The sequence below is a fragment of the Streptomyces radicis genome (genome assembly GCF_003626575.1).
Taxonomy (GTDB): domain Bacteria; phylum Actinomycetota; class Actinomycetes; order Streptomycetales; family Streptomycetaceae; genus Streptomyces; species Streptomyces radicis.
In genome coordinates this window covers 19,449-45,366 of the sequence record NZ_RBDY01000046.1, presented here as the reverse complement: position 1 = coordinate 45,366, position 25,918 = coordinate 19,449, and the positions used below count along the sequence as shown (strand labels likewise).

The following is a 25,918-nucleotide window of genomic DNA, read 5'->3' as shown; positions in this document are numbered from 1 at the left end:
GGCCCGATGAACTCCCACTCGTCGTCCGTCAGTTGCACTCGCGTCACGCAAGAAGATCTACCGGTCCAGGCCCCACCGTGAGGGAGAATCCCGCAGATTGATCACGACTCGATACGCTCCCTAGCCGTCTCGGGCGGAGCACCCCCGCTCGCGCGGGGAAAACTCCAGCGCCCAGGACGCCGCCTCGATGAAGCACGGAGCACCCCCGCTCGCGCGGGGAAAACGCGCGGGGCTGGGGGATACTGAGCCGCCCGCCCGGAGCACCCCCGCTCGCGCGGGGAAAACGCTGCGGCGGCGGGGCACGTGCCGCAGATGGCCGGAACACCCCCGCTCGCGCGGGGAGAACGCGCACGAGGTCGGTCGCGGCTGCGGTTTTGACGTCGACGGAACACCCCCGCTCGCGCGGGGAGAACGACTCGCGGGGCTTCGACGGGTTCATGAACCGCGGAACACCTCCGCTCGCGCGGGGAGAACCAGTAGTCTCCGGGGATCGGTGGCGGGAACGGCGGAACACCCCCGCTCGCGCGGGGAAAACCCCAGCATCTGGATGACAGGCGGCGGGCACGTCGGAACACCCCCGCTCGCGCGGGGAAGAACGCCCCGGGTGACGGGCAGGCCGAGGTGTCGATCGGAACACCCCCGCTCGCGCGGGGAGAACGCCCCGGGTGACGGGCAGGCCGAGGTGTCGATCGGAACACCCCCGCTCGCGCGGGGAGAACGCCCCGGGTGACGGGCAGGCCGAGGTGTCGATCGGAACACCCCCGCTCGCGCGGGGAGAACGGCCCAGTAGGAGTTCCCCGCCAGGTCAGCGTCGGAACACCCCCGCTCGCGCGGGGAGAACAGCGTGATGCGGCTCTTCTCTGGAGCGACCCACGGAACACCCCCGCTCGCGCGGGGAGAACACCTCGTGAGCTGGGGCGTTAGCCAGGCTTTGCCATTCCGTGATCGTTGCCGACGGACGCCGGGGGCGTGCCGCCGTTGTGGGTTGGCTCCCGCCGTGCCGCGCCCTTCGGCCACACCACATCCACCGGCAGCCCGGCCTCCCGTGCCTCGACCACAACATCCGCCGTGCCGCCGCCCTTTCCGCTCGGCGGGGCGCCGTTCCACACGGCGACGAGGCGATCGGCGCGTTCGAGCAACACCTTGTTCGCGGCCTCGTACGCCTCGCGGTCAGCCGTCTCGCGCGGCACCGTGTGCACTTCCGTGGCCGCCTCGACGAGGCGGTCGAACGTCGCGCCGTGCTCCGGCTTCACCTTCTTCCACCGGTAATCCCTCGACGGGACGACCACGACCAGCCGCCCGCCGCGCTGCAACACCGCCTCGGCGAACAGCGCGTCCGCGCCCGCCGCGATGCACGAAACGCAGACGAGCTCGGTGGGTGGGTAGACGGCCAGCAGCTCGTGCAACGCGTTCTTGACGAGTGGCACGCTCTCTTCGGTGAGGTCCATGTGCCCGGTCACGGCGATCGTCGTCATACCCTCGTTCTCGTTCTGCCCCGGTCGGCCGGATCAGTCGTACTCCCTCAGAACCTCGACCAGTTCAACCGCCCGTTCAATTTGCCTCCCCCTTCACGGAGTCGGGGCGGTGACCGTATTTCGCCGTCGTGGCTTTCGAGGTGGACGCTTCCTGGAACACCAGCTCCCACGGGCCGGAGTTGATGTCGAACTCCTTGCCGAAGCCGACCCACTTGCCGGTCATGCGGCGGCCGGTCGGGTCGAGGAGCATCTGGATCGCGCCGTGGTAGCGCGCGCCTCGGTAGTAGCCGTCCTGCGCGGTCTGCTCGGCCCAAGTGCCGGTGACGATGTGCCCGTCGACCTGGAGGTCGATGGTGAGCAGGGAGTCGGACGATCCGGGGACACTACGGACGGTCAGCTGGCTCCCGTGCTGGAGGATCACCACGTGGTGCAGGCCCTCGTAGGTCCCCGATCTCCCGGAGCTGTAGTACTCGTAACGCGAGAGCCAGATACCGGAGTAGGCGCCGCGCCCGGGCGCGGGTGTGGGCAACGGCTGAGCTGGCACCGGAGCGGGAGAGTCCGGCTCCACGTCGTGGCCGCCGCGCCCGTCCTCGTGAACCTGGGCGAGCACGGTGGTGAAGCCCAGAAGCTCGATGGGCGTGCGGGTGACTCGCTCCAGAGCCCGGGCGTGCAGCGGGCGCGGACAGGCGGTTTCGCCCGCCTCCCAGCGTTGGACCAAGCGCTTGGAGGCGCTGGCCACGCCTTCGGCGCGCAGAGCCCGGGCCAGGTCGTCCTGGCTCATGAGGAGACCCATACGCACGGCTTTGAGGGCGGTGTTGGGAGTGGCACTCATGGGCTCACAGTAGCCTGACGCGTCCTCAAATGACACCGGAATGACGTCTAGAACGTCGCCGCGCAATGTGCAGTACGCCCGCCACGCTATGTGATGCCCCGTAGCCGAAGCGTGGCCCGGGGCGCGGCCAACGCGATGAGGAGCACCGAGATGGGACACATGAGACGGCGCTGGCATCCGAACACCTCCGGCGGCGGCGAGTCGGTGTCGGCGGATCACGGCGCCCCCGAGTGGATCCCCACGGACATGGACAGCCCGCGCGCTCTCCCTGCCGGACGCTGGTGGGATGCGGTGCGGGTGGGGGTTTCGGAGAGTGTGGGGGTGTTCGCCTTGCTGGGGCGGGGAGTTGGGCCGGTCGTGGGGGACCAACGGGCCGGGCTGCACTGGTGGTTGATCCCGCCCGGCGTCGCTTCCGACTGGCGGCTGCCGGGAGTCGAGGTGTGGGGCCGTGGGCGGGAGTTGGTGGTGCCGCCGCTGGGGGCGTCGGCGGGGGCGTTGTTGTGGTGGGCGGGGGTGCCGGGGCGGCCGTTGACGGATCCGGAACGGCTGCGGGTGGCGTTGAGCGACATCGTTGAACGGCCCCGGCGCTCCCCTGACTGTGCCACCGAGCGCCATGCGGCCTGCCGTCATGGGGCCGTGGCGCGCGATGTCGGGTACGGCGTGCGCGCCGAGGCGTGCGCCTGCGGGTGCCATGTCGGTGCGGGGGGTGTGTGGTGATCCCTCGTTGTTCAACGTGTCGGACGGTGGTGCCGCCGTTGACCGTGGTGGCGATCGTGCACGCGGGGTCCGGAGGCGGGTGGAGTCAGCACGCGTGCCGGGCCTGCCTGGTGGCCGAACGGTTGATCCCGTTCTCGCTGCATCCGCTCAGCGCGCGCGGGACGCGCCTGACGTATCCGGACGTCGTGCCGAACGAACTGGTGGCTCGGCTGGCCGCGTTGGAGGAGCGGGCGGGCCTCATTCCGTTGGTGTCCCGGTTGATGAACGCGGTGGCCCGGTCAAGGGATCGGGCGGCGACGGCGGACGAACGGGCCGTTGCCCTGGACGACGCGCGGGCCGCCGTGGCCAAGCTGCGCGAGGTGGCGCGGTGAGGGGGTTGGGCCTGCGGCGCGGGCAACGGGTGGGGTCCCACTGCGTGGTGTGCGGCCGTTACGTGGTTGTCCATGCCCGCAGGCTCGGGCCGCTGTGGGCGTGCGCGCCCGCGTGCCCGCCGCTGGTGATCAGGGAGGCGAAGCGTTGATCCGCCGTGTCGAGGTCACGCCCGCGACCATACTCACGGGCGACGTTCTGACCATCGGGGAAAGGGACTTCATCGTCATGTCGATGGATCACGTTCATGGCGGGGTCAAGCTGAGGTTCGCCTCGGGGGAGCTGTTCGCGATGAGCCGCCGCACCACCGTGACCGTCTTACGCGCCGACCCGCCCGGGCTGCGCACCCGTTCGTTCTGGGAGGGAACGCGGCACCGACGACCGCCGACCCGTGCCGAGATCGTCGCCCAAACGGCCGTCGGCTGTGCGCTGGTGATCGTTCTGATGCTCGCGGTGGTGATCCGTTGAACGCGCATGATCTGGTGGCGATCGAGATCCGTTGCGACACCGTTCGGCCTGGCGATCGGATCGTGATCGGCCCCTCATCCGGCGCCAGGTGCGCGCACCCCATAATTCCCCCGTGGTGGACAACAGTTGGTGGATCGGGCTCATCACCGGGGGGACGGCCGTCGTCGCGAGTTGGGTCACCGGGCGGGGGGCCGCGCGATCCGCGCGGGTGCAGGCCGAGGTCACCGCGCGCGCCGCGCACGTCGCCGAGGCGCGCACGCGGCGGCGCGACGCGTACCGCGAGATGAGCGCGGCCGTTCATGGGCTCTCCGAGGTGTTCTGGCGCATCGAGGAGGCCGACGCCGCCCCCGAGGGCGAGGCGCGGGCCGCCGTCGTCGCGCACCTGAGCGCCGCCGCCAGGGCCGCGCTCAACGACGTGACCCGGGCCAGCCGCGAGGTCCTGCTCGAGGGCCCGACCCCGGTCGCCGAGGCCGCGCAAACGCTGCGCCGCGCGGCGATCACCGCCAACCGCGCGCTCGATCGGCTCGGCACCGAGGGCGACGAACGCGCCCGGTACGACGCCGCCTACCGGGACTTCCGCGAGGAGCACCTGCGTTTCCTCGAACGGGCCAGGGCGGCGCTCGACGTCGGTTGAGGCGGCCCCCGGGACCGCAGGTCACGCGTACTGCCCGACCCGGTAGTCGCCTGCGGGATGCTGGCCGATGACGTTGAGGCGGTTGAACGCGTTGATCAACGCGATGACGAGCGCCAGGGAGGCCAGCTGCTCCTCGTCGTAGTGCTTCGCGGCGTTCGCCCACGCCTCGTCCGTGACGCCACCCGCCGCGTCGGCGATGCGCGTGCCCTGCTCCGCCAGCTCGAGGGCGGCGCGTTCGGCGTCGGTGAAGACCGTGGCCTCCCGCCACGTGGCGATGAGGTTGAGGCGCGTCGCGGTCTCCCCGGCGTGCGCGGCCTCCTTGGTGTGCATGTCGGTGCAGAAGCCGCAGCCGTTGATCTGGCTGGCGCGGATCTTCACCAGCTCCGCCGTCGCGGACGGCAGGTCCGTGTCCTCGACCGCCTTGCTGGCCGTGACCAGGTGCTTGACGCCCTTGGCGGCGGTCGTGTCGAAGAAGTTGAGACGAGCGTTCATGGTGCGCTCCGTGTCGTCGTCGCGGGTGTTTCCACCTCCTTGACCCGGCGGCCTGCGGGTGGTGTGACAGGGCGCGGGTGTGGCGTACGTCTCCCCTTGACTTCAAGGGTGGTTGAAGTATCACAGTCGCTGTCCATGAAGCGCCCGCCGGGCGCCTCGCCCAGCACGTCTTCCTCTCCCTCGACGGCAACGGCCTCCTCTTCTACGCCCAGTGGACGAGCGACGACGACCACAGGGCGTGGGCCGCCACCCGCCGCCCGGCGATGGTCAGCCGCGTGGACACGCTGGTGCCCGGCATCCAACGGCCCGGTCTCGAACGGACCCGCCTCGACCACAGCGTGGTGCACGACGCGGTGCGCCCCACCGGCGTCTACGTCGTGAGCAGAACGGCGGCCGACGACGTGGAGAGCGCGATCCCGGTGGCGAGCGGCCTGCTCGCCGCGCACGCCCATCTGACAACGGACGGGCGGCGCGCCATCGTTGTCACGGAGTGGGTCGACGCCGCGTCCCACGAGGCGGCGGTCGCCCCCGCCGGTCCCGGCTTCACGCGCTACGCGCTCCACCACGCGTTCGCCGACGACCGCGTTGTCAGTCCCCCCTCCTAGGCTGGTCCCCACGAGATGACGACGCGGGGGAGGGAGCCGAGATGAGCAAGGCGATCATGGGCGCGGTGGTGTCGCTCGACGGTTCCATAGCCGACGGCGGCGATGGGGGCGGGCCGGTGTTCGCGTGCGTCCACGGCGTCGGGGCGAAGGCGCCGTGAGCGGTGGCGCCCCTCCCACCTCGGCGGAGGTGATGGGGTGGGCGCACGAGGACCATGGCGGTGTCGTCGACCTCACCCGCGCCCTGGTGCGCGTCCCGAGCCGCGCGGGTGTCGACCCGTACGAGCCCGTCATCGCCACGCTCACCGCGTGGCTGGGCGAACGGCGGCTCGCGCCACGCGTGTTGCGCGACGCGACCGGCGCGCCGGTCGCCGTCACGGCCGATGTCGTGGGGGAGCGGCCCGGGCCGCGCCGGGTGCTCGACGCCTGCCTCGACACCGCGCCGTTCGGCGACGAGGCGGCCTGGACACACCCGCCCACCTCGGGGCACGTGGAGAACGGGTGGCTGTGGGGGCGCGGCAGCGCCGACTCCAAGGTCGCCGTCGCGATCTTCTGCCACATCGCCGCCCGCCTCGCGGCCCGCCCGGACCGGCTGCGCGGCACCCTCAGCCTGTTGTTCGACCTCGACGAGCACACGGGTGGCTTCGGCGGCGCCAGGCGCTATGTCGAGGGGCCCGACGCGCCACGGGACATCGCCGGGGTCATGATCGGCTACCCGGGGCCCGACCATCTGGTCGTCGGGGGGCGCGGCGTTCACCGCGCGCGGATCCAGGTGCGCGGCGTGGCGTCGCACTCCGGCGGGCGCGCGGGCACGCCCAACGCCATCGTCAAGGCCGCCGACCTCGTCCGGGCCCTCGCCTCCGCCGAACTCCCCGCGCCCGCAGCCGACTTCCCCCTGCCCGGCAAGGTGACGGTCACGGCGATCACCGGCGGCGAGGGGTTCTCGGTGACGCCGGATCTCTGCACGCTGCATGTCGACATACGCACCGTGCCCACGTTCGACGACGCCGCGGCCGCCCGGCTCCTGGCCGACGCCGCCCGACGCGTCGACCGCGCCTGGCCCGACACCCCGCCCACTCGCGTGGATCCCCACACCCGTTGGCCGCCCTACGCCCTGCCCGAACGCTCGCCCCTCCGCACGGCGCTGCTCGACGCTGCGGCGGCGTGCGGGCTGCGTCCCGAGCCGAAGATCGCGGGCCCGTCGAACATCGGCAACTACCTCGCGGGCCTCGGCATCCCCGCCACGGCGGGCTTCGGCGTCGCCCATGTCGGTCTGCACGCGACGGATGAGCGGATACGCGTCGATACGGTGCCGGGGGTGCAGGCGGCTTATCACTTGGGGGTGTTGAGGCTTTGAGCTTGCGCTGCCGGATGGGGGTAGGGGGGGCGGCTACTGGCTGGACGTCCTCCCGTTCGCCGTCCGCCGACCTCCGCTTTCGTGGTGGGTGCGGGTCAGAGCTCGGCGCCTACGGGGGGAGGGGGCGTCGGGTGACCGGCCGCCTCGGTAAACGGCCGGTCTCGTCGCTGGCCGGGACCGTTCGCCGAACGGGCGCGGCCGCGAACGGTAGTTGGCGGCCGTTGTGCCGGTGGTCTGCTGAGGTGGCGCGCACCCTTCGGGCCTGCCCTGGCCGCCGCTCTCGTCGTTCACCGCGCGCACGTTGAGCTGATGTAGCGGGCCGGTCCTTATCTGCCTCTTACCCGGGGTCGGGGTCTCTCCTGAAACGCGGCACGTTCTGTTCAACACAAAGTGTGCGCCGTTTCAAAAGAGCACCCGCCCCGGCATAAAGCCCAGGTAAGCGCCGCACCGCCGAGACGGCATGCTCCATAAGCTCAACGGACATCAGGAATGAAAACGCTTCGGGCGGCCAGGGCAGGCCCGAAGGGTGCGCGCCACCGCAACCGACCACCGGGAGAACGGCCGCCCGCAAACCCTTCGCGGCCGCGCCCGTTCGGCGAACGGCCCCAGACATCCACAAGCCGACCGGTGACCGGGACGACCGCCACCCACCACCCTCCCTCCCGTAGGTGCCGCTCGGTAACCCGCACCGCCCCCCACCCGACACTCGGCGGACGACGAACGGGAGGACGTCCAGCCCGTAGCCGCCCCAGGACCCCACATCCGTGCAAACCCCCACCCACCGCCGTGCCGCGCACGGCAAGGGCTTCCCTTGTGCCACGATGTCGCGACGTCGATGGTGACAGAGAGCAGGGGGCACCGGGCATGAGCGATGGGGCAGCGGAGATGATGCGGGTCTTCGAGCAGACGGGGCTCGGGGTTCCGCCGGTGCCCGACGAACTGCGCGGGGACGTACGGCAGTTGCGGCCCTGGGCGTTCGCGACACGGGGCATCGACCCGATGGCGATGTACATGTTCGACCGGCATCCCGTGGACGAGGCCCTCGCCGGGCCGGGTGAGGACTACATGGCCGTCTGCCACGCGGGCCACGGCGCCAACTCCTATGCCGTCACGTACCACTTGGTGTTCGGCCCCCTCGCCCTCTTCGCGCAGACCGGCTGGGGCGGCGCCTACATGGACAGCGTGCGCACGGCCGTGCAGGTCAGGGAGCAGTTCAGGCGCTGCGCCGAGCTGGCCGAACGAGCCGAGCGGCTGCGCGACCTGCCACGCGCCGCGCTCGGCCGCGCGCCCCGTCGGCTGATCGTGGCGGACAGCGCCCTCCGCCGCACCGCGCACTGCGGCTGGCTCGACGAGGCGCCGGGCGACCAGGTGGCCGCGCAGGAGTGGTTCAGAGCGAACCGTTGCCCGCGACCCGCGCGGGGCGAGGACGACGGGGAGGACCCGTTCCCCGGCCTCACCGAGGCCGCCAGGCTCCTGGACGCGGCCCTCGCCACGGGGCACCGGTCAGGCTCGGGCGACCCGGCGGGCCGGGCGACGGCGCTCTGAGCGTTCGGCGCGCCACCGAACGCGCCCCCCGGCCCACCACCGAACGCCCCACCCCCGAACGCGCCACAGCCCCACCACCCGCCCCCCACCGTTCGACGCACCGATCAACGTCCGCACCCTTGACGCCCCTTGGAGGCATTGCGATACTCCGGGTGATCGCAAGCGCTTTCAGCAGACGCGCCGTCGCTCCGTCCAGCGCGCGATCTCCCATGGATCCTTTTGCCGAGGGCAACGGGCGGCCCGGCGAGTGAATCGATTCATGCAGGTGGCCCCCCGCACCAAGGCGGCGCGTCGTCCTCGATTCCCCCACCCTCAGGAGCGAACGATGGGACGCAGAGCCGCACTTCTCTCCGGAGTCGTCGCCTTGGTCACGGCGGCGACGCTCACCGGCTCGGCCGGTGCCACGCCCGCCGCCGCGCAGGACTGCGGCGGCGGCTCGTACCAGGCGGAGGCCGTGCGCAACGGCAACGTCTGGAGCGGGCCCGGCTATTCGGGCAGCGACATGCTGTCCGCCGTGCGGGCCGCCGTCGACAGCCTGCCCGCGGGCCGCACGTCCAAGGCCCGCGTCGTCGTGCGAGGCAGCGGCGAGATGCCCGCCAACAGGTCGTTGGACGTGCCCAGTTACACCGTTCTCGACTTCTGCGGCACGGTCGATGTCGCGGGCTCGGTGGGCGCCAACCACGCCCCGATCCGCACCCAGAACACCACCGCCGTCGAGATCCAGAACCTCACCATGACGGGCGCCCCCTACTTCGGGATCTTCGTCCGCAACGCCACCGACGTCCGCCTGGGCCAGATCGACCTCAGGCTCTCGGGCGGCCTCGGCATCCGCATCGACAACCACGCCAATCGCGACGTTCGCACCCGTGACGTTCGCATCGACAACGTCTATGTCTCGGGCACCGACAACCACGGCGTCGAGACCTATGGCGTGGACGGCCTGACCATCGGCACGGTCACGGCCCGCGACACCGCCTATTCGGGGCTGCTGCTCAACGACACGATCAACGCCACCGTCCAGCGCGTGGACGGCGAGGGCACCGGGGAGGGGACGGGCTACGCGGCGTTCCGGATGGCGAATCGCAACGGCCGTGTCGGCGACAGCTACCCCACCAACATCCGCGTCGGCGAGGTCATCGCCAGGGGCGGCGGGCGCGGCATCTTCTGCGTCTCGGAGAGCGGCGGCGCGGTGATCGACCGGATCACCCTGTCCAACACGGGCAATAACGCCATCCTCATCGAGAACTGCTACAACGTGAACCTCGCCGCGCAGAGCGGCACGGTCAGCGGCGGCGGCGAGATCAGGCTGGCGGCGCGGAGCGAGTTCCCGAACAACCGGGACATCACGCTCCAGAACCTCACGGTGACCAACTCGTCGATCCGTGAGAGCCCATGTGGCACCAACGTGGTCTACCGCAACCTCACGCTGAACAACTCCAGCCGCGACACCTGTAGTTGAGCCACCCCGCGGCCATTCCCCGGCGCACACCCGCGCCGGGGAATGGGCGCGCTCCCACGGTCTTGGCGGCCAATCCTGTCCGAACCGTTGACGTGAAGCTGAGCGCCGCCTAGCTTCGTCGGCACCGCGCCTCGTACGCCATATCTCATATACGAGACGCGGTATGCGATACGCGATACGCGAAGTGAGACCCGAGGGCAGCCCTTTGAAGAACGCACCCCTGTCCGCAGGCGCCGCGCCTGTGCCGATCCCGTCGAGGACGCAGTTCGTCCTCGAGCACCTGACCCATGTGATCCTCACCGGCCAACTCGCGCCCGGCACCGCCCTGGTGGAGACGGAGCTGGCGGCGCGGTTCGGGGTGTCCAAGACACCGGTCAGGGAGGCGCTCAAGACGCTGGCCGGGCGCGGCCTGGTGGTGATGAGCGAGTACAAGGGCGCCGCGGTGCGCACCGTCGACGCGGCGATGGCGCGTTCGGTCTACGACGTCCGGCTGCTGCTCGAGCCGGAGGCGCTGCGCCGCACGGTGGCGGGCGAGGCCGATCTGGCCGCCGCGCACCAGGCGCTCGAACGCGCGGCCACCGCCGGGGACAGCGCCGAACGCTCCCTGGCCAACCGGGACTTCCACCGCGCGCTCTACCTGCCGTGCGGCAATCCGCTGCTGGCCCGGATGCTGGACGACCTGCGTGACCAGGCGGCGCTTGTGTCGTCGGTGGCGTGGCAGGCCAGGCCGACGTGGGAGCGGGAGGCGGCCGAGCACCGGGCGATCCTGGCCCGCGCCGAGGAGGGCGAGGCGGACGCGGCGGCTGCGCTGCTGCGCGAGCACATCGAGGGCTTCGTGCGACGGGCCTTCCCGAACCAGGACGGCCCGAACCAGGACGGGGAGACGGCATGACCGACTTCACCGGACGACGTGCCGCGCTCGCCGGGGTGGTGGCCATCACGGTGAGCCCGTTCGACGAGGCGGACCGGCTGGAGCACGACACGTTCAGGGCGCTGATCCGTCGACTTGTCGACGGGGGCGTGCGGGCGATCACGCCCAACGGGAACACCAGCGAGTTCTACTCCCTCACCGCCGAAGAGCGGCGTGCCGAGGTGGAGTTGACCGTCGCGGAGGCCGGGGGAGCGGCCGAGGTGATCGTGGGCGTGGGGCTCGACGTGCCCACGGCGGTCGCCGAGGCCAGGCAGGCGCGGGAGCTGGGCGCGGGGATGGTGATGGTCCACCAGCCGGTGCACCCGTATGTGTCGCTCGATGGCTGGGTGGCGTACCACCGGGCGATCGCGGAGGCGGTTCCCGAGCTCGGCGTGGTGCCGTATGTGCGGGGTGCCGCGATCGATGGCGCGACGATCGCGCGCCTGGGCGAGTTGTGCCCGAATGTGATCGGGGTGAAATACGCGGTGCCCGATCCGGTGCGGTTCGCGACCGTTGCGCGTCAAGCGGGCCTGGAGCGCTTCGTGTGGGTGGCGGGTCTGGCGGAGCTGTCCGCGCCGCCGTTCTTCGCGTGCGGGGCCACCGGTTTCACGTCGGGCCTGGTCAACGTGGCGCCCCGGGTGTCCACGGACATGCTCGACGCGCTCCACGCCGGTGACCATCCGGCGGCGATGCGGGTGTGGGAGTCCATCCGGGTCTTCGAGGAGCTGCGCGCGGAGCACGGGTCGGCCAACAACGTGAGCGTCGTCAAGGAGGCCCTGGCCGCCCTCGGCCTGTGCGGCCGGGCGGTCCGTCCCCCGAGCAGTGTCCTGCCGGAGGAGCGGCGCGCGGTGGTCGCCGAGATCGTCCGGGGGTGGTCCATATGAGGGACGCTGCCGCTGTGGCTTCGCCGCGAAAGCTCTCCACCGGACGGGCCGCGGGGTCCGAGGCCGCCGGGTCCGAGGCCGGGGAGCCGCGCGCCGATGCGGGCCTTGCCGATGCGGGGCGCGCCGACATCGGTCGTGCCGAAGGTCCCGGGCCCGGTGAGAGGCAACGCCCCCTCCGTAGCGCTCAGTGGTACGAGACCGAGGGGCTGCGGTCGTTCAGCCATCGGGCGCGGACGCGGCAGCTCGGGTTCCTGCCGGAGGAGCACCTGGGCAAGCCCGTCATCGCGATCCTCAACACCTGGTCGGACATCAACCCCTGCCACCAGCACCTGCGCGAGCGCGCCGAGGCGGTCAAGCGGGGGGTGTGGCAGGCGGGCGGGTTCCCGCTCGAGTTCCCCGTGGCGACGCTGTCGGAGACGTTCCAGAAGCCCACGCCCATGCTCTACCGCAACCTCCTGGCGATGGAGACCGAGGAGGTGCTGCGCTCCTACCCCGTGGACGGCGCGGTGCTGATGGGCGGGTGCGACAAGACGACGCCCGCGCTGCTGATGGGCGCGGCCAGCGTGGACGTTCCCGCGGTGTTCGTCCCGGCCGGGCCGATGCTGCGCGGGCACTGGCGCGGCGAGACGCTGGGCTCGGGCACGGACATGTGGAAGTACTGGGACGAGAAGCGGGCCGGGCGCATCGGCGACCGCGAGCTGGCCGAACTGGAGTGCGGTCTGGCGCGGTCGCCCGGGACCTGCATGACCATGGGCACCGCCTCGACCATGGCATCGGCCGCCGAGGTGCTCGGCGTGACCATGCCGGGCGCCGCCGCCATCCCCGCCGTGGACTCGGGGCACAGCCGCATGGCCGCCGCCGCGGGGATCCGCGCGGTCGAGCTGGTCAGGGCCGACCTGCCGCTCTCCCGCTTCCTCACGCGCGAGGCGTACCAGGACGCGATCGCCACCGTGCTCGCGCTCGGCGGCTCGACCAACGCCGTCATCCACCTCGTCGCGATGGCCGGGCGCTCCCACATCCCGCTCTCCCTCGACGACTTCGACCGCATCGCGCGCGACGTGCCGGTGCTGGCGGACATCAGGCCGGGCGGCCGGTTCCTGATGGAGGACTTCCACTACGCCGGTGGCCTGCCCGGGCTGCTGACCCGCCTCGCCGAGGCCGGGCTGCTGCACCTCGAGCGCCCCACCGTCGCCCACGCCACGCTGCGCGAGCAGCTCGACGGCGCCGGGGTCCACGACGTTGAGGTGATCAGGGCGTTGGACAACCCGGTGGCCGAGCAGGGCGGGCTGGCCGTCCTGCGCGGCAACCTCGCGCCCGACGGCGCGGTCATCAAGCACATCTCCGCAGAGCCCCACCTCCACCGGCACACGGGCCCCGCCGTCGTCTTCGACGACTACCGGACGATGCAGGCCACCATCAACGACCCGGGCCTCGGCATCACCGCCGACAGCGTCCTGGTGCTGCGCGGCTCGGGGCCGCTCGGCGGGCCCGGCATGCCCGAGTACGGCATGCTGCCCATCCCCGACCACCTGCTCAAGCAGGGCGTCAGCGACATGGTCCGCCTCTCCGACGCCCGGATGAGCGGCACCAGCTATGGCGCGTGCGTGCTGCACATCGCGCCCGAGTCACACATCGGCGGCCCTCTCGCGCTCGTCGAGAACGGCGACCCGATCACCCTCGACGTCGCCGCCAGGACGCTCCATCTCCACGTGGACGACGCCGAGTTGGCACGCCGCCGCGCCGCCTGGCAGCCGCCGCCCCGGCGTTACGGGCGCGGCTACGGCGCCCTGTACGAGGAGCACATCACGCAGGCCGACACCGGCTGCGACTTCGCGTTCCTCTCCCGCGAGGGAGATGTCCCCGAGCCCCACGCGGGCTGACCCAGAACGGAGAAGCGTCCATGGCCGACGCCGTGAAGGAACGGACCAGGCCCCCGCGGCGCCGCCGAGGCGGGAGCACCCCACGCTCCCTTCCCTACCTGCTGCTCGCGCCCGCCGGGCTGCTGATGCTTGGCTTCATCGCCTACCCGATGCTCAGCGTCCTCTACTACAGCCTTCAGGACTACAACGTCACCAAGCCGTGGCGGAACGGGTTCGCCGGACTCGACAACTTCCGGCAGATCCTGACCGATGACCCCTTCTTCTGGGACACGCTGGCGTTCAGCGCCCGCTGGGTCGTGGTCGAGGTCGGACTGCAACTGATCTTCGGCCTGATCCTGGCGCTGCTGATCAACCAGACGTTCATAGGCCGCGGCCTGGCCCGCGCCCTGGTCTTCTCGCCCTGGGCCGTCTCAGGGGTGCTGACCAGCACGATCTGGCTGCTGATCTACAACCCCTCGACCGGCGTCAGCCGCTACCTGGCCGACGCCGGGATCGGGGAGTACGGCACCTCGGTACTCGCCGACACCGGCACGGTGTTCTGGGGGGCGGTGCTGGCCGAACTCTGGCGTGGCGTCCCGTTTTTCGCGATCCTCATCCTCGCCGACCTCCAGTCCGTCTCGAAGGACCTCTACGAGGCGGCGTCGGTGGACGGCGCGGGCCGCCTGCGGCAGTTCTGGCACATCACGCTGCCCCACCTGAAGGACGCGATCGTGCTGTCCACGCTGCTGCGCGCGGTGTGGGAGTTCAACAACGTCGACCTGCTCTACACCCTCACCAACGGCGGCCCCGCGGGCGTGACCACGACCCTTCCGCTCTATGTCGCGCAGACCGGTATCGAAGGAAACGAGTTCGGTTATGCCGCCGCGCTGACCACGGTGGCCTTCGTCATCCTCCTCTTCTGCTCGATCCTCTATCTGCGCCTGAGCAAGTTCGGAGGCGACGACAAGTGACCACCCTCGCCCTGCCCCGCCGCGCTCCCCGCCCCGGGCGCTCGCACGACCAGCCGCCCCGCTGGCAGATCTACCTGCCGCTCGGCCTCTACCTGCTGTTCACGCTCATCCCGTTCTACTGGATGCTGCTCTTCGCCTTCCGCGAGCCGGGCTCCGACTCGCTCGTGCCCTGGCCGATCACGGGCCAGCACTTCGAGAAGGTGTGGACCGAGCGCAGCTTCGACACCTACTTCGTCAACAGCCTCTACGTCGGCATCGCCTCCATGCTCATGACGATGCTCGTCGCGCTCACCGGCGGCTACGCGCTGGCCCGCTTCCGGTTCAAGCTGCGGATGCCGTTCATGCTGGCGCTGCTGACCTCGCAGTTCATCCCTGGCGCGCTCATGCTGGTGCCGCTCTTCGAGATCTTCCGCGAGCTGCGGATGCTCAACTCGCTGTGGAGCGTGATCATCGCCGAGACGGTCTTCCAGCTGCCGCTCTCGATGATCCTGATCAGCGGGTTCATCAGGAACGTCCCCGTCTCGCTCGAGGAACAGGCGTGGGTGGACGGCTGCTCACGGCTGCGGGCGTTCCTCGCGATCGTGCTGCCACTGCTGCGACCAGGACTGATCGCGGTCGGATCCTTTGCGTTCGTGCACAGCTGGAACCACTTCCTGTTCGCCCTGATGTTCCTCAACGCCCAGGACAAGCAGACCATCCCCGTCGGCCTCAACACGCTGATCGGCTCCGACAGCGTCGACCTCGGCGCCCTCGCGGCGGGCGGCGTCGTGGCGGCCGTGCCCGTGGTCATTGTCTTCGCCTTCATCCAGAAGTGGCTGATCACCGGCTTCAGCGCGGGCGCGGTGAAGGGATGAACGCGCACGCCGTCCCCGTGGTCCTCGCCGGGGCGCGCGGCCACGGCCGCTGGCACCTGGCCAACATCCGCAGGCTCGCCGACGAGGGCCTGGTCAGGCTCGCCGGGATCTGCGAGCTCGGGCCGCTCACCGACGAGGAGCTGGCCGGGCTCGGCACCGTCCCCGAGCAGTCACCCGACCTCGGGGAGCTGCTCGACCGCACCGGGGCCGAGATCGTCGTCGTCTGCACCCCGATCCACACCCATGGCGAGCTCGGCGCGGTCGTGGCCGCGCGCGGCGCGCACCTGCTGCTCGAGAAGCCGCCGACGCCTTCGGCCGCCGCGTTCGACCGGCTGGCGCGGGATGTCGCCGCCGCCGGGATCGCCTGCCAGATCGGGTTCCAGTCGCTCGGCTCCGCCGCCGTCGACGCCATCCGCGAGCAGGTCGCCGCGGGCGCGATCGGCGCGGTGCGCGGCATCGGCGCCGCGGGCGCGTGGGTGCGCGACGAGGCGTACTGGCGGCGCGCGCCCTGGGGCGGGCACCGCAGCCTGGGCGGGCGCGACGTGGTGGACGGCGTGCTGACCAACCCCCTGGCGCACGCCGTCGCCACCGCCCTGCGCATCGAGGGCTCGGACCGGGCCGAGCAGATCGCGTCGGTCGACGTCGAGCTGTACCGGGCGAACGACATCGCCGCCGACGACACGTCCTGCGCCCGCATCCGCACCACCGCGGGCGGCGAGATCACCGCCGCGGTGACCCTGTGCGCCGAACGCGACGGCGAGCCCTATGTGGTGGTGCACGGCGACGCCGGGCGCCTGACCCTCTGGTACAAGGCCGACCGCGTGGATCTCGAACGCCCGGGGCTGCCGACGCTGACCAGCCGCTACGGCCGCACCGACCTGCTGGCCAACCTGGTCGCCCACCTCCGCGAGGGCGCGCCGCTGCTGGTGCCGTTGGAGCGCACGGGCGCGTTCACGCGGCTCGTCGAGACGGTGCGCACCGCGCCCGAGCCCGCCGAACTCCCGTGCGGCGCCTGGACGGTGGCGGAGGGGCCGCGCGGCCCTCGCCGGGTGATCCCCGGCATCGACGCCCTGACCGACGAGGGCGCCCGCCGCCTGGCGCTCTACTCCGAACTCGGCGCGCCCTGGGCCCGCTACCCCGCGCCGCCGCCGCACGACACCTGACCCCCTGACCCACCCACCCTCATCGAGGAGCCGCAGCATGAGCAGTCGCATCCCACGCCGCACCCCACGGAGAACCCTGGCGCGCGGAGCCGCCGCCGTCCTGACCGCGTTGACCCTGGCCGCCACCGCCACCGCGTGCGGCGACGACGGGACGTCGTCGGGCGGCGAGGGCGACGGCACGGGCACCATCACGTTCTGGGACAACAACGGCGGTCCGCGCACCGACATCTGGAACGAGATCATCGAGGCGTTCGAGGCCGAGAACCCCGACATCGACGTCGAGTACGTCGGCGTCCCGATCTCGGAGGTGCAGTCCAAGTACGACGCCGCGATCCAGGGCGGCGAGGGCCTGCCCGACGTCGGCGGCCTCTCCACCGCCTATCTCTCCAACCTGGTCGCCCAGGGCGCGCTCGACCCGGTCACCGACCGGCTCGCCGAGAGCGGCCTCGAGGAGACCCTGATGCCCAACATGCTCGAGAGCATCCGCACCACCGTCGGCGAGGGCGACGAGGTCTACCAGGTGCCGACCTCGGCGAACCAGGGCGTGCTCTGGTACCGCACCGACCTGTTCGACGCGGCCGGGCTCCGACCGCCCGCCACCTGGGACGCGTTCTTCGCCGCGGCCGACGAGCTGACCGACCGCGGCGCCAACCGCTTCGGCTTCACCCTGCGCGGCGGCGAGGGCTCGATCGCGCAGGCGCTCGACATGATGTACGCGCAGTCCGGCATCGACTCCTTCTGGGACGGCGACACCACCACCGTCAACGACCCGGCGAACGTCGAGGCGTTGCGGAACTATGTCGACCTCTACAACACCGTGACCCCCGAGGCCGACCTCAACAACGACTTCACCAACATGGTCGCCACCTTCACCGGCGGCGAGGTCGGCATGCTCCAGCACAACCTCGGCTCCTACGCCGACCATGTCGCGGCCTTCGGCGAGGACGGGGTGGCGGGCCTGCCGATGCCGACATCGGAGGAGGGCGGCCCGCACACGTTCGTCTCCAACCCGGTGGACGGCCTCGGCCTGTTCCGCTCGAGCGACAACAAGGAGGCGGCCTGGAGGTTCATCGAGTTCGCCGTGTCGCACGAGATGAACAGCCGGTGGAACGAGTCGGCCGGGCAGATCCCCAGCAACCTCCAGGCCCTTGAGGACCCGTGGATCGCCGAGGCGCCGCCCACCCGGGCCGCGGTCGAGGCGCTCAGCGACGAGAACACCACGATCGTCGACCTGCCCTACCACCTGCCCGACTGGAACAACATCTCCAAGGCCGACACCGAGCCCAACTTCCAGCGCCTGCTGCTCGGTGAGATGAGCGCCCAGGAGTTCGCCGACGACCTCGCCGAGCGGCTCGACGAGGCGCAGGCCGAGTGGCAGGAGCAGCGGCGGTGAGGCGGGCCGCGACGGCGGGGGGCGCGGGGATCGCACTCGCGCTGGTGTGCGCGCTGGCCGCGCCGGTGCCCGGCGTGGCCGCAGAGCGCCACGGGGCGCACGACCCGGCGCGGGCCGTCCTCCCCGAGGGCGACGGCTGGGGCTCGGCGGCGGGCGGCGTCACCGGAGGCTCGGCCGCCGACCGCGACCACGTGTACACCGTCGCCACGCGCGCCGAGCTGGCCGAGGCGCTGGCCGACGACCCGGGCGAGCCCCGGATCATCCGGGTCACCGGGGCGATCGACGCCAACACCGCGCCCGATGGCACCCCGTTGACGTGCGACGACTACGCGACCGACGGCTACAGCCTGGACGCCTACCTGGCCGCCTACGACCCCGACGTATGGGGCGACGTCGAGCCCTCGGGCCCGCTGGAGGACGCCCGCGTGGCCTCGGCCGCGCGCCAGGCCGAACGGGTCCTGCTGCCGATCGGCTCGCACACCACCCTCATCGGCGTGGGCGACGACGCCCGCCTGCTGGGCGCCACGCTCGACGTGCGGGGCGTGGAGAACGTCATCGTGCGCAACCTCACGTTCGAGGACACCTTCGACTGCTTCCCGCAGTGGGACCCGACCGACGGCGACACGGGCAACTGGAACTCCGAGTACGACAGCCTCGTGCTGTACGGCGCCGAGCGGGTGTGGGTGGACCACAACACGTTCACCGACGGGCGCCGCCCCGACGCCGACCAACCCGAGTACTTCGGGCGGCTGTTCCAGCAGCACGACGGCCAACTCGACATCGTGCGCGGCACGGACCTCGTCACGGTCAGCTGGAACGAGTTCACCGAGCACGACAAGACGATCCTGCTCGGCAACAGCGACGGCGCGTCCGCGGACGACCGCGGCAGGCTGCGGACGACGTTCCACCACAACCTGTTCCACAACGTCAACGAGCGTGCGCCCCGCGTCCGTTACGGCCAGGTGGACGTCTACAACAACCACTTCAGGCAGGACCGGGGCGCCCGCTACGGCTACAGCTGGGGCATCGGCATCGAGTCCGCGCTGGTCGCCGAGCACAACGCGTTCACCCTGCCCCGGGGCCCCGAGGGCACGACCCCCGACCGCGTGCTGCACCGCTGGACGCCCGGCACCTCGGTGACCGAGGGCGGCAACTGGGTCAACGGCCGCCCCGTGGACCTGCTGGGCGCCTACAACGCGGCCAACCCGGACGCCGCCCTCGGGGACGACGTCGGCTGGACCCCCGAGCTGCGCCCGCGCGTCGACCACCCCCTGCTGGTCCCGGCGCTGGTGCGGGCGCACGCGGGTGCGGGGGAGCGGCTGTGGCGGTGACGCCCGCCGTGCACGGCACGACCGCGCCCGGATTCGAGGCCCTGCGCGTGGAGTTCGCGGCGGTGGGGCACGAGGAGGGCGCCCAGCTCGCCGTCCATGTGGACGGCGAGCCGGTGGCCGACCTGTGGCGCGGGCCCGGGGTGGAGGGGGACTCGCTCATGGGCGTGTTCTCCTCCACCAAGGGGGCGGCCTTCGCGGTGGTGGCGCTGCTCGTCCAGCAGGGCGCCCTCGACCTCGACCGCGAAGTGGCGTTCTACTGGCCGGAGTTCGCCGTCGAGGGCAAGGGCGCGGCGACCGTGCGCGACCTGCTCGGCCACCGCGTCGGGGCGCTGGGCACCGACGAGGGGCTGACACTCGATGAGGTGGCCGACGACCGGGCGGCGGCCGCGCGGATCGCGGGGCACCGCCCGTACTGGCGCCCGGGCGCGGCGTTGGGCTACCACGCGCTGAGCGTCGGCGCGCTCGCGGGCGAGGTCGTGCGGCGCGTGACGGGCCACACGCTCCAGGAGGAGTACGAGCGGCGCCTGCGCCGCCCGTTCGGCCTCGACTTCTTCCTCGGGCTGCCCGAGGGGGAGGAGCACCGCGTGCTGCCGGTGCTGCCCCCGCTCGACCCGCCGCCGCAGGGGCCGCGCGACGGCCTCGCGGGCATCGCGGGCAACCGCCATCACCCCGGCATGCCCGAGCTGGCCGAGCTGCCGAACCTCCGCGTCATCCGCGCGGGCGGCCCCGCCTCGGTCGGCGGCGTCGCCTCGGCGCGCGGCCTGGCCGGGCTCTACGCGGCCGTCATCGGCGGGCTGTGCACGGGGGCGACGCTGGCCGAGTGCGCGCTTGTGTCGTCGGCCGGGCACGACCTGGTGCTCGGCACGCACCGCGTCCATGGCCTGGGCTTCATGGTGGGCTGGCCGTTCCTCGGCGCGGGCGCGTTCGGGCACGACGGGGCGGGCGGCTCCATGGCGTTCGCCGATCCGCGCGCCGGGCTGGCGTTCGGCTACGCGCGCCGCCGCTTCCCCTCGCCCGGCGGCGCGGGCCAGGACGCGGAGCGCCTCGCCACGGTGGCGCGGGCGTGCGCGCTGGCGCGTCAAGGGCGCCGGGCGCGCCGGGGGCGCTGACCCGCGCGCGCCCCGGCGTACGCCCCGGCGTCAGTGCGGCCAGATGGGCGGGTCGGTGATGAACGCGCCGCCCAGGTGTTGGTGCTCGGGCAGGGACGCGTCGCGCTCGCCCTCCTCGGCGATCAGCTTGTCCGCGAACGCCTCGGAGTCGTCCCGCGGCGCGTAGCCGATGGCCCTGGCCGTGGCGAGGTCGAAGACGCCGCGCGTGTTGGCGGAGGCGCCGAAGACGATCGCGTGCCCGACGTTCTCGGCCGTCAGCGCCGCGTCGAACAGCCGGGCGCCGTCGGCGGGGCTCAGCCACAGCGACAGCATCCGAACGTTCCTGGGCTCGGGGAAGCACGAGCCGATGCGGACCGAGACCGTTTCGATGCCGTGCTTGTCCCAGTACAGCTGGGCCAGGTCCTCGCCGAAGCACTTGGAGAGACCGTAGAACGTGTCGGGCCGGTGCCGCGTCCCCGCCGGGACCGGCGGCTCACCGGCCGCGGGCCACGCGGTGTACCCGACGGCGTGGTTGCTCGACGCGAACACGATCCGCCCGACGCCCTCAAGGCGCGCCGCCTCGTAGAGGTTGTACGTGCCCTCGATGTTGGCCCGCAGGATCTTGTCGAACGTCGACTCGAGCGAGATCCCCGCGAGGTGCAGGACGGCGTCGCAGCCGCGCACCGCCGCGCGCAGCGCGTCCCGGTCGCCGAGGTCCGCGGTGACCGCGTCGGGGGCGCCCTCGATGGGCACCATGTCAAGCAGCCGCAGCCGGTACCCGTGGGCGGGCAGCAGCTCGCGCATCAACGTGCCGACGCCTCCCGCGGCGCCGGTGAGCAGCACCGTCCGTTCACCGGCGGGCCGAGCGGGCTCACTCGTGACCATGGGGCCACCTCTCCGTGTCCGGGACAACTTGACCGGTTCTTCGCGGCTGAACTAGCGTATCCGTTCAGCTATATGGACGACAATCATACTCGTGTACGGCCGAGAGAGGGACGCATGACCCACGCCGCACTCGCCCCGCGACTCGACGGCCTGCTGTTCTTCCCCGTCACCGCCTGCGGCCCCGACGGCTCGCTCGCCCTCGACGCCTACCGCGCCCATGTGCGGGCGGGGATCGACGCGGGCGCCCGTGCGGTCTTCGCCTGCTGCGGCACCGGCGAGTTCCACGCCCTGACCCCCGAGGAGTTCCGCCGTTGCGTCGCGGTGGCCGTCGAGGAGGCCGCGGGCGCCGTCCCCGTCGTCGCCGCCACCGGCTACGGCACCGCGCTGGCCGTCGAGTTCGCCGCCATCGCCGAGTCGGTGGGCGCCGACGGCCTGCTGGCCATGCCGCCCTACCTGGTCAACGCGGGCGGACGCGGCCTGCTCCGCCACTACACCGAGCTGGCCGCCGCCACCCGCCTCGAGATCATCGTCTATCAGCGCGACAACGCCGTGTTCACCCCCTCAGGGGTGGTCGAGCTGGCCAGGACCCCCGGCATCGTGGGCCTCAAGGACGGCCTCGGCGACCTGGCCCTGCTCCAGCGCACCGTCTCCGCCGTGCGCGCCGAGGCCCCCGAGGAGCCGTTCCGGTACTTCAACGGCATGCCCACCGCCGAGCTCAGCGCCCCCGCCTACCGCGGCCTGGGCGTCGACCTCTACTCATCGGCCGTCTTCTGCTTCGCCCCCGAGATCGCCCTCGCCTTCCACACGGCCGTGAACGCCGACGACCGCCCGACCGTGGAGCGCCTGCTCGACGGCTTCTACCGGCCCCTCGTCGAGCTGCGCGACCGCGGCGCGGGCTACGCCGTCTCCCTCGTCAAGGCGGGCGTGCGGCTGCGCGGACTCGACGTCGGCGGCGTGCGCGCCCCCCTCGCCGACCCCGAGCCCGCGCATGTCGAGGAACTGGCCGCGCTGCTCGACAAGGGCCTCGCGCTGGTCGGCGCCAAGGGGCTGAACGCCTGATGCGCGCCGCGACGTTCCTCTACCCCTGGGACGTGGTCGGCGACCCTGATGCCGCACGCCGCGTCGCCGATCTCGGCGTGCGGCAGGCCACGTTGGCCTCCGCGTACCACTCCACGCGCGCCCTCACCCCGCGCCACCCGCGCCACCGCGTCGTCACCGCGCGCCACGCGGCCGTCTACTACCCGCCGGATCCGGCGCGTTGGGCCGGGGCCGCCCTCGCCCCGCACCCGCAGCGCTGGGTCGCGGGCGCCGACCCGTACGGCGAGGCCGCGGCCGCCCTGACCGACGCGGGCGTCGAGGTCCACTCGTGGGTGATCCTCGCCCACAACACCCGCCTCGGCGAGGAGCACCCCGACATCACCGTCCGCAACGCCTACGGCGACCGCTACCCCTGGGCGCCCTGCGTGGCGCGGCCCGAGGTGCGCGACTACGTCGTCAGGCTCGCCGCCGAGGCCGCGGTGCGCCCGGGCGCGCGCGGCACCGAGCTCGAATCCTGCGGCTGGTACGGCCTCGACCACCTGCACGCGCACGACAAGATCGGCGGCGCCGCGCTCGGCGGCGTCGGCTCCGCGCTGATGTCGCTGTGCTTCTGCGACGTGTGCCGCGACGGCTACGCCGCGCACGGCGCCGACCCCGAGCGGCTGCTCGCCACCGTGCGGAACGCCCTCGCCCCCGCCTTCGCGGGCCGCCCCGCCCCCGCGGCGGCCGACCGAGCGGGGGAGTGGGCCGCGATCGCCGCCCTGCTCGGCGAGCACGCCGACGCGGTCGCGGGCTGGCGCGACGCGGTGGCCGACCGGCTGCGGCGCGACGCGGTCGCGGCGGTCCGCGCCGCCGCGCCCGAGGGGTTCCGCGTCCTGCTGCACGCCGACCCCGCGCCCCACCGCTGCGGCGCCAACGCCGGGATGGACCCGGCCGCGGTCCTCTCCCACGCCGACGGCGTCGTGGTGCCCTGCGCGGGTGGCGCCGGGGCGCGCGCCGGCGCGCTCGGCCCGTTCGCCGCGCACGCCACCGAACGCACCACCCTCGCGGCCAACTTCCCCGTGGTCGCCGGGATGGGCGGCAGTCCCGCGACGCTCGCCGCCGACGCCGCGGACGCCGCGTCGCTGGGCGCCACCGAGCTGCGGCTGTACCACGCGGGGCTCGCCACCGACGAGGACCTGGCCGCGGTCGCGGACGCGCTGCGGAAGCTGGCGGCGGGGTAGGCGGCGGGAGCGGCGCCGGGGGAGGCCGTAACGGTGCGGCATCGTGTTACACGCCGTAAACCCGCGCGGCGGCGCCGACGGGGAGAATCCCCCCGTCCCCGCTCCCCATGCAGCAAGGATTCCGCCATGCCGCCGCTCCGCAGCGCCGCACCCCCCGCAGGGCTCGACCGTTTCTTCCGCATAACCGAGCGTGGCTCCACGCTGGGCCGCGAGATACGCGGCGGCCTCGCCACGTTCTTCACGATGGCCTACATCCTGGTGCTCAATCCGGCCATCCTCTCCGGCGCCACCGATGTCAACGGCGACCGCCTCGCCCCCGACCAGCTGCTCACGGTGACCGCGCTGACGGCCGCGGTGATGACCGTCCTCATGGGCATCACCGCCAACCTCCCCCTCGCCCTTGCCGCCGGGCTCGGCATCAACGCGATGGTGGCCTACCAGTTCGCGCCCCGCATGACGTGGGACGACGCGATGGGCCTCGTCGTCATCGAGGGCCTGATCCTGTGCGCGCTGTCCGCGACGGGCCTGCGCGAGGCGGTCATGCACGCCATCCCGAACGCGCTCAAGCAGGCCATCGGCGTGGGCATCGGCCTCTTCATCGCCCTGATCGGCTTCGTCAACGCGGGCTTCACCGTGGGCGTCGCGCCCCCGTCCCCGCCGCTGAGCATGGCGGGCACGGGTGAGCTGCACGGCTGGCCGATCGCGGTGTTCTGCGTGGGGCTGCTGCTGACGTTCGCCCTGCTGGCCCGGCGCGTCAAGGGCGCGATCCTGATCTCCATCGTCGCGACCACGGTGCTGGCGATCGTCGTCAACGCGGTGGCCGACATCGCCGACGAGGCGTGGGGCGGCAACGCCGTGCCCGAGGCGCCCGACGAGGTGGTGGCCACCCCCGACTTCGGGCTGCTCGGGAACTTCAGCCTCTTCGGCGCCTTCGCCGAACTCAGCTTCCTGACCGTGGTGTTGCTGATCTTCACGCTGTTCCTGACCGACTTCTTCGACACCATGGGCACGGCCGTCGCGGTCACGAGCGAGGCGGGCCTGCTCGACGAGCGAGGGCGCGTGCCGCGTCTGGGCAGGCTGCTGTTCGTCGACGGCCTGGCCGCGGCGGCGGGCGGCGCGGCCTCCGCCTCGTCCAACACGTCCTACATCGAGTCGGCCGCGGGCGTCGGTGAGGGCGCCCGCACCGGGTTCGCGAACCTTGTGACCGGTGGCCTCTTCGCCCTCGCGCTCTTCTTCTCCCCGCTGGCCGCGGTCGTCCCCGCCCAGGCCGCGGCCCCGGCCCTGGTGGCGGTCGGCTTCCTGATGATGGCGCAGGTGGCGGGCGTCGACTGGACGGATCCCACGGTGGCGATCCCGGCGTTCGCAACGATCGTGGTCATGCCGTTCACCTACTCGATCACCAACGGCATCGGCGCGGGCTTCGTCATGTTCGTCCTGCTCAAGCTGGTCACGGGCCGCGTCCGCGAGATCCCGTGGCTCCTGTGGATCACGGCGGCGCTGTTCACGATCTACTTCGCGATCGACCCGATCGAGCAGGTGCTCGGCGTGAACTGAGCTGCCCTCCGGGCGACTTGGGCGGGGGCGGCTACGGGAGGAGCCTTCCACTGTCAAAGGTGCTTGACATCTCGGTGAGGTCAAGTAGCTTTGACACGACAGGCAGTGTCAAGGAAGCTTGACCTCTCGCTGCGGGAAGGACGGATCATGCAAGCGGAGAACCCGACCTGGGGCGGCCATCAGGACTCGATCAAGAGATCCGTTCACCTCGCCCTCTGGACGCTCGCGTGGGCGGCGACCCTTGCCCTGGCCCGCTTCGGCCCCAGCGTCCTGTGGGAATCGCAGCCGGTGGCGAGCTGGGTCGCGGTTGCCGCCAACCTCGCCGTTGGCGTCGGATGGATCGTCGCGCACGCCCGCTATCTTCGAGGAATCGACGAGTTGCAGCGAAAGATCATGCAGGATGCGTTGGCGGTCACCCTCGGAGTGGGGTGGGTCGGCGGATTCGCCTATGTCGTCGCTGACGGCGCCGACCTCATCGCCTACGCCGCCAGCACCGGAGTCTTCCCCGTGCTCCTGGGAGTCATCTACATGATGGCCATCGTCGTCGGCAACCTGAGGTACCGATGAAGAACCGCCTCAAGGACCTTCGGGCTGAACACAACTGGACCCAGGCAGACCTGGCCCAACGCGTCAGCGTGTCACGACAGACGGTCAACGCGATCGAGAAGGGGAAGTTCGACCCAAGTCTCCCGCTCGCCTTCCGCCTTGCCAGGTTGTTCGACTTGAAGATCGAAGACATCTTTCTCGGCGATCAATGAAGGGCCGGGTGGATTGTCCTGTGGCCGCCTGGGGCGCCAGCTCGTGTGGAGTGGCGC

26 protein-coding genes and 1 CRISPR repeat array are annotated in these 25,918 nt (G+C 72.1%); of the genes, 22 read left to right on the top strand and 4 right to left on the bottom strand.

Features of this window, described 5'->3' with window-relative positions; all coding sequences use genetic code 11:
- Nucleotides 1-133: 133 nt before the first annotated feature.
- Nucleotides 134-898: a CRISPR direct-repeat array (repeat unit 26 nt; unit sequence TCGGAACACCCCCGCTCGCGCGGGGA).
- 22 nt (nt 899-920) lie between these two features.
- Both D7318_RS31140 and D7318_RS31135 read right to left on the bottom strand, forming a co-directional pair.
- Nucleotides 921-1,475, bottom strand: a complete 555-nt coding sequence (locus tag D7318_RS31140) for a hypothetical protein (RefSeq protein WP_230424285.1) — start codon at nt 1,473-1,475, stop codon at nt 921-923.
- A gap of 76 nt (nt 1,476-1,551) precedes the next feature.
- Nucleotides 1,552-2,307, bottom strand: coding sequence for a helix-turn-helix domain-containing protein (locus D7318_RS31135; RefSeq protein ID WP_120700605.1), 756 nt, complete (start codon nt 2,305-2,307; stop codon nt 1,552-1,554).
- Between the two features lie 357 nt (nt 2,308-2,664).
- On the opposite strand from D7318_RS31135, the gene D7318_RS31130 reads away from it, so the two are divergent.
- The 4 genes from D7318_RS31130 (at nt 2,665) to D7318_RS31115 (ending at nt 4,495) form a co-directional block, all read left to right on the top strand.
- Nucleotides 2,665-3,024 carry a hypothetical protein gene (locus D7318_RS31130; RefSeq protein ID WP_183091679.1) on the top strand — a complete coding sequence of 120 codons (360 nt, stop codon included), beginning with the start codon at nt 2,665-2,667 and terminating at the stop codon, nt 3,022-3,024.
- A 26-nt stretch (nt 3,025-3,050) separates the two neighbouring features.
- Nucleotides 3,051-3,395, top strand: a complete 345-nt coding sequence (locus D7318_RS31125; protein ID WP_120700604.1) for a hypothetical protein — start codon at nt 3,051-3,053, stop codon at nt 3,393-3,395.
- Nucleotides 3,396-3,495: 100 nt separating this feature from the next.
- Nucleotides 3,496-3,861, top strand: coding sequence for a hypothetical protein (locus D7318_RS31120; RefSeq protein WP_183091678.1), 366 nt, complete (start codon nt 3,496-3,498; stop codon nt 3,859-3,861).
- A gap of 112 nt (nt 3,862-3,973) precedes the next feature.
- Nucleotides 3,974-4,495: a hypothetical protein gene (locus D7318_RS31115; RefSeq protein WP_120700602.1), complete on the top strand. Its 522-nt coding sequence runs from the start codon at nt 3,974-3,976 to the stop codon at nt 4,493-4,495.
- 21 nt (nt 4,496-4,516) lie between these two features.
- Here D7318_RS31115 and D7318_RS31110 read toward each other — a convergent pair whose 3' ends face one another.
- The gene (locus D7318_RS31110) at nt 4,517-4,987 is read right to left on the bottom strand and encodes a carboxymuconolactone decarboxylase family protein (protein ID WP_120700601.1); all 471 of its coding nucleotides are present in this window, start codon (nt 4,985-4,987) and stop codon (nt 4,517-4,519) included.
- A gap of 275 nt (nt 4,988-5,262) precedes the next feature.
- Here D7318_RS31110 and D7318_RS31105 point away from each other — a divergent pair, with 275 nt between their 5' ends.
- The 13 genes from D7318_RS31105 (at nt 5,263) to D7318_RS31045 (ending at nt 20,424) form a co-directional block, all read left to right on the top strand.
- A complete protein-coding gene (locus D7318_RS31105; RefSeq protein WP_147437892.1) occupies nt 5,263-5,592 on the top strand; it encodes a hypothetical protein in 330 nt (109 codons plus the stop codon).
- A 154-nt stretch (nt 5,593-5,746) separates the two neighbouring features.
- On the top strand, nt 5,747-6,946 hold the full coding sequence (locus tag D7318_RS31100) for a M20 family metallopeptidase (protein WP_230424284.1): 1,200 nt from the start codon (nt 5,747-5,749) through the stop codon (nt 6,944-6,946).
- 864 nt (nt 6,947-7,810) lie between these two features.
- Complete coding sequence (locus tag D7318_RS31095) at nt 7,811-8,491, top strand: hypothetical protein (RefSeq protein ID WP_147437890.1); 681 nt, start codon at nt 7,811-7,813, stop codon at nt 8,489-8,491.
- Between the two features lie 325 nt (nt 8,492-8,816).
- Entirely contained in the window at nt 8,817-9,950 is a 1,134-nt protein-coding gene (locus D7318_RS31090; protein WP_120700597.1) for a right-handed parallel beta-helix repeat-containing protein, read from the top strand.
- 205 nt (nt 9,951-10,155) lie between these two features.
- Nucleotides 10,156-10,842: a GntR family transcriptional regulator gene (locus D7318_RS31085; protein ID WP_230424281.1), complete on the top strand. Its 687-nt coding sequence runs from the start codon at nt 10,156-10,158 to the stop codon at nt 10,840-10,842.
- Nucleotides 10,839-11,744 (top strand): dihydrodipicolinate synthase family protein, encoded by a 906-nt coding sequence (locus D7318_RS31080; protein ID WP_120700595.1) that lies wholly within the window; start codon nt 10,839-10,841, stop codon nt 11,742-11,744. The genes D7318_RS31085 and D7318_RS31080 overlap by 4 nt, the downstream gene beginning before the upstream one ends.
- Entirely contained in the window at nt 11,741-13,624 is a 1,884-nt protein-coding gene (gene araD, locus D7318_RS31075) for an L-arabinonate dehydratase (RefSeq protein WP_120700594.1), read from the top strand. Before D7318_RS31080 ends, araD begins: the two co-directional genes overlap by 4 nt.
- 20 nt (nt 13,625-13,644) lie before the next feature.
- Nucleotides 13,645-14,574, top strand: coding sequence for a carbohydrate ABC transporter permease (locus tag D7318_RS31070; protein WP_120700593.1), 930 nt, complete (start codon nt 13,645-13,647; stop codon nt 14,572-14,574).
- Entirely contained in the window at nt 14,571-15,428 is an 858-nt protein-coding gene (locus D7318_RS31065) for a carbohydrate ABC transporter permease (RefSeq protein ID WP_230424279.1), read from the top strand. Before D7318_RS31070 ends, D7318_RS31065 begins: the two co-directional genes overlap by 4 nt.
- The gene (locus tag D7318_RS31060; RefSeq protein WP_120700592.1) at nt 15,425-16,591 is read left to right on the top strand and encodes a Gfo/Idh/MocA family protein; all 1,167 of its coding nucleotides are present in this window, start codon (nt 15,425-15,427) and stop codon (nt 16,589-16,591) included. Before D7318_RS31065 ends, D7318_RS31060 begins: the two co-directional genes overlap by 4 nt.
- Before the next feature lie 37 nt (nt 16,592-16,628).
- A complete protein-coding gene (locus D7318_RS31055; protein WP_120700591.1) occupies nt 16,629-17,984 on the top strand; it encodes an ABC transporter substrate-binding protein in 1,356 nt (451 codons plus the stop codon).
- The gene (locus tag D7318_RS31050) at nt 17,981-19,315 is read left to right on the top strand and encodes a pectate lyase family protein (RefSeq protein ID WP_120700590.1); all 1,335 of its coding nucleotides are present in this window, start codon (nt 17,981-17,983) and stop codon (nt 19,313-19,315) included. Before D7318_RS31055 ends, D7318_RS31050 begins: the two co-directional genes overlap by 4 nt.
- Nucleotides 19,306-20,424 (top strand): serine hydrolase domain-containing protein, encoded by a 1,119-nt coding sequence (locus D7318_RS31045; protein WP_408055563.1) that lies wholly within the window; start codon nt 19,306-19,308, stop codon nt 20,422-20,424. The genes D7318_RS31050 and D7318_RS31045 overlap by 10 nt, the downstream gene beginning before the upstream one ends.
- Nucleotides 20,425-20,454: 30 nt before the next feature.
- Here D7318_RS31045 and D7318_RS31040 read toward each other — a convergent pair whose 3' ends face one another.
- The gene (locus tag D7318_RS31040) at nt 20,455-21,288 is read right to left on the bottom strand and encodes an NAD-dependent epimerase/dehydratase family protein (protein WP_120700589.1); all 834 of its coding nucleotides are present in this window, start codon (nt 21,286-21,288) and stop codon (nt 20,455-20,457) included.
- Nucleotides 21,289-21,402: 114 nt separating this feature from the next.
- Here D7318_RS31040 and D7318_RS31035 point away from each other — a divergent pair, with 114 nt between their 5' ends.
- The 5 genes from D7318_RS31035 (at nt 21,403) to D7318_RS31015 (ending at nt 25,861) form a co-directional block, all read left to right on the top strand.
- Nucleotides 21,403-22,347 carry a 5-dehydro-4-deoxyglucarate dehydratase gene (locus tag D7318_RS31035; protein ID WP_120700588.1) on the top strand — a complete coding sequence of 315 codons (945 nt, stop codon included), beginning with the start codon at nt 21,403-21,405 and terminating at the stop codon, nt 22,345-22,347.
- Nucleotides 22,347-23,549, top strand: coding sequence for a hypothetical protein (locus D7318_RS31030; RefSeq protein WP_120700587.1), 1,203 nt, complete (start codon nt 22,347-22,349; stop codon nt 23,547-23,549). The genes D7318_RS31035 and D7318_RS31030 overlap by 1 nt, the downstream gene beginning before the upstream one ends.
- Before the next feature lie 126 nt (nt 23,550-23,675).
- Entirely contained in the window at nt 23,676-25,103 is a 1,428-nt protein-coding gene (locus D7318_RS31025; RefSeq protein WP_120700586.1) for an NCS2 family permease, read from the top strand.
- Nucleotides 25,104-25,250: 147 nt separating this feature from the next.
- Nucleotides 25,251-25,670, top strand: a complete 420-nt coding sequence (locus tag D7318_RS31020; RefSeq protein ID WP_120700585.1) for a hypothetical protein — start codon at nt 25,251-25,253, stop codon at nt 25,668-25,670.
- Nucleotides 25,667-25,861 carry a helix-turn-helix transcriptional regulator gene (locus D7318_RS31015; protein ID WP_120700584.1) on the top strand — a complete coding sequence of 65 codons (195 nt, stop codon included), beginning with the start codon at nt 25,667-25,669 and terminating at the stop codon, nt 25,859-25,861. Before D7318_RS31020 ends, D7318_RS31015 begins: the two co-directional genes overlap by 4 nt.
- Nucleotides 25,862-25,918: the final 57 nt, after the last annotated feature.

What these genes read in the sequence shown, in the direction of transcription:
- D7318_RS31090 (WP_120700597.1), top strand. Translation starts at nt 8,817, where the DNA reads ATGGGACGCAGAGCCGCACTTCTCTCCGGAGTCGTCGCCTTGGTCACG.
- D7318_RS31060 (WP_120700592.1), top strand. Translation starts at nt 15,425, where the DNA reads ATGAACGCGCACGCCGTCCCCGTGGTCCTCGCCGGGGCGCGCGGCCAC.
- D7318_RS31095 (WP_147437890.1), top strand. Translation starts at nt 7,811, where the DNA reads ATGAGCGATGGGGCAGCGGAGATGATGCGGGTCTTCGAGCAGACGGGG.
- D7318_RS31040 (WP_120700589.1), bottom strand. Translation starts at nt 21,288, where the DNA reads ATGGTCACGAGTGAGCCCGCTCGGCCCGCCGGTGAACGGACGGTGCTG.
- D7318_RS31020 (WP_120700585.1), top strand. Translation starts at nt 25,251, where the DNA reads ATGCAAGCGGAGAACCCGACCTGGGGCGGCCATCAGGACTCGATCAAG.
- D7318_RS31080 (WP_120700595.1), top strand. Translation starts at nt 10,839, where the DNA reads ATGACCGACTTCACCGGACGACGTGCCGCGCTCGCCGGGGTGGTGGCC.
- D7318_RS31030 (WP_120700587.1), top strand. Translation starts at nt 22,347, where the DNA reads ATGCGCGCCGCGACGTTCCTCTACCCCTGGGACGTGGTCGGCGACCCT.
- D7318_RS31025 (WP_120700586.1), top strand. Translation starts at nt 23,676, where the DNA reads ATGCCGCCGCTCCGCAGCGCCGCACCCCCCGCAGGGCTCGACCGTTTC.
- D7318_RS31140 (WP_230424285.1), bottom strand. Translation starts at nt 1,475, where the DNA reads ATGACGACGATCGCCGTGACCGGGCACATGGACCTCACCGAAGAGAGC.
- D7318_RS31015 (WP_120700584.1), top strand. Translation starts at nt 25,667, where the DNA reads ATGAAGAACCGCCTCAAGGACCTTCGGGCTGAACACAACTGGACCCAG.
- D7318_RS31070 (WP_120700593.1), top strand. Translation starts at nt 13,645, where the DNA reads ATGGCCGACGCCGTGAAGGAACGGACCAGGCCCCCGCGGCGCCGCCGA.
- araD (WP_120700594.1), top strand. Translation starts at nt 11,741, where the DNA reads ATGAGGGACGCTGCCGCTGTGGCTTCGCCGCGAAAGCTCTCCACCGGA.
- D7318_RS31135 (WP_120700605.1), bottom strand. Translation starts at nt 2,307, where the DNA reads ATGAGTGCCACTCCCAACACCGCCCTCAAAGCCGTGCGTATGGGTCTC.
- D7318_RS31110 (WP_120700601.1), bottom strand. Translation starts at nt 4,987, where the DNA reads ATGAACGCTCGTCTCAACTTCTTCGACACGACCGCCGCCAAGGGCGTC.
- D7318_RS31035 (WP_120700588.1), top strand. Translation starts at nt 21,403, where the DNA reads ATGACCCACGCCGCACTCGCCCCGCGACTCGACGGCCTGCTGTTCTTC.
- D7318_RS31055 (WP_120700591.1), top strand. Translation starts at nt 16,629, where the DNA reads ATGAGCAGTCGCATCCCACGCCGCACCCCACGGAGAACCCTGGCGCGC.